The sequence below is a fragment of the Rhodococcus sp. R1101 genome (genome assembly GCF_000278445.1).
Taxonomy (GTDB): Bacteria; Actinomycetota; Actinomycetes; order Mycobacteriales; family Mycobacteriaceae; genus Rhodococcus; species Rhodococcus gordoniae.
The window spans coordinates 1-2,238 of record NZ_AJVB01000573.1 but is presented as its reverse complement, the minus strand read 5'-3'; the positions used below and the strand labels follow the sequence as shown (position 1 = coordinate 2,238).

The window sequence follows — 2,238 nt, the reverse complement described above, 5'->3', positions numbered from 1 at the left end:
GGGCGACCACGACCGCGTCTCGACCACCTACAAGGAACTCGCGCAGGACGCCGTCGCCGGCGACCGGCTGCTCGTCGACGACGGCAAGGTCGGATTGGTCGTCGAGGCCGTCGAAGGCAACGACGTCGTCTGCCGGGTCATCGAGGGCGGACCGGTCAGCAACAACAAGGGTGTCTCCCTGCCGGGGATGAATGTTTCCGTTCCGGCCATGTCGGAGAAGGACATCGAGGATCTGGAGTTCGCGCTCCGTCTCGGTGTCGACTTCATCGCCCTGTCGTTCGTGCGGTCCCCGGCCGACGTCGAACTCGTCCACGAGGTGATGGACCGGGTCGGCCGGCACGTGCCGGTGATCGCCAAGCTCGAGAAGCCCGAGGCCGTCGAGAACCTCGAGGCCGTGGTCCTCGCCTTCGACGCGGTCATGGTGGCGCGCGGCGATCTCGGCGTCGAGCTGCCGCTCGAAGAGGTCCCGCTCGTGCAGAAGCGCGCAATCCAGATCGCGCGCGAGAACGCCAAGCCCGTCATCGTCGCGACGCAGATGCTCGAGTCGATGATCGAGAACTCGCGTCCCACCCGCGCCGAGGCCTCCGATGTCGCGAACGCGGTGCTCGACGGCGCCGACGCTGTGATGCTCTCGGGTGAGACCTCCGTCGGGAAGTTCCCGGTCGAAACGGTCCGCACGATGGCGCGCATCATCACCGCCGTCGAATCCGATTCGACGGAAGTGCCTGCGCTGACGCACGTTCCGCGTACCAAGCGCGGTGTCATCTCCTACGCCGCCCGCGACATCGGCGAGCGTCTCGACGCCAAGGCGCTCGTCGCCTTCACCCAGTCCGGCGACACCGTGCGACGACTCGCGCGGCTGCACACCCCGCTGCCGCTGCTCGCGTTCACGCCCGCCCCGCACATCCGCAACCAGCTGGCGCTGACGTGGGGCACCGAGACCTTCTCGGTCGAACCGGTCGACACCACCGATCAGATGGTCGAACAGGTCGACGCCGCCTTGTTGTCGCTGGGCCGGTACCAGCGCGGCGACCTCGTCGTGATCGTCGCCGGTGCGCCCCCGGACGTTCGGGTTCGACCAACCTCATCCACGTGCACCGGCTGGGTGAGAAAGACACCCGGTGACACTGTCGGACACAACGGATCTCGACGTTCTCCTCGGACTGCTCGACCTGGAGCAGGTCGAGGAGAACGTCTTCCGTGGCGGTCATCCCGCGCAGGTCGGCAGCCGCACCTTCGGCGGTCAACTCGTCGCGCAGGCGCTCGTCGCGGCCGGGCGCACCGTCGGTGATCGACCCGTGCACGCGATCAACGCCCATTTCATCCGGGGCGGCGACGTCAAGCGGCCCATCGACTACCACGTCGTCACCCACCGCGACGGCCGCGACTTCGCGAACAGGATGGTCACCGCCTACCAGGACGACCAGGAACTGTTCGTCATGCTCGCCGCCTTCCAGCGGTGGGGCAAGGGCCTCGAGCACTCGGTGACCGTTCCCGATGTTCCGCTGCCCGAAGCACTTCCGCCGATCGGCGAACGTCTGCGCGGCTTCGAGGAGCAGTTGCCGCATTTCGTCGGCGCACTCAAGCCGATCGACATGCGGTACGCCAACGACCCCGCCTGGGTGTTGCGGGGAACGGGGGAGAAGCTCGGCCACAACCGCGTGTGGATGCGCGCCGACGGGCAACTACCCGACGCTCCGCTGCTCCACGTCGCCACGCTGGCCTACGCGTCCGACACGACCGTCCTAGACTCGATCCTCACCACGCACGGCCTCTCGTGGGGACTCGACCGGATCGTGGCGGCGACGGTCAACCATTCGATCTGGTTCCACCGTCCGCTCCGCTTCGACGAATGGCACCTGTACGCCACGGAATCCCCGGTGGCGGCCGGTTCCCGTGGTATGGCGACGGGACGCTACTTCACCATCGAGGGCGAACTCGTCGCGACCGTCGTGCAGGAAGGGCTCATCCGTCACTTCCCGCCGCGTCGTCCGTCGGGGAGCTGATCGGCCGATCGGTCGACCGCGGCGGACAGTGCGCGCATGCCCTGCACGATCGTCATCGGGGCTTCGACGCCGGTCTCGTCGCACGGTGCGCGTGCAGCGTCGGCATGGGTCGGACCGATCGCGGAGACCGCGCCGAGCAGGTCCGTCTCGCGGTGCTCCGTCACGACCCGGATGCCATGAGCTCGTAATAGCCTCGCGGGTCGCGCTCGCCGTAGAGGGCGTACCAGGCGTC

At 68.0% G+C, this 2,238-nt stretch carries 1 protein-coding gene and 2 pseudogenes; 2 read left to right on the top strand and 1 reads right to left on the bottom strand.

What is annotated here, in order from left to right:
• Nucleotides 1-1,125: pseudogene (gene pyk, locus R1101_RS28085) on the top strand (pyruvate kinase); the annotation flags it as partial.
• A complete protein-coding gene (locus R1101_RS0121765) occupies nt 1,122-2,006 on the top strand; it encodes an acyl-CoA thioesterase II (RefSeq protein ID WP_016935356.1) in 885 nt (294 codons plus the stop codon). The pseudogene pyk and the gene R1101_RS0121765, both read left to right, overlap by 4 nt.
• On the opposite strand, the pseudogene R1101_RS31190 reads toward R1101_RS0121765, so the two are convergent.
• A pseudogene (locus R1101_RS31190) lies at nt 1,973-2,238 on the bottom strand (hypothetical protein); the annotation flags it as partial. The gene R1101_RS0121765 and the pseudogene R1101_RS31190 sit on opposite strands and share 34 nt — an antisense overlap.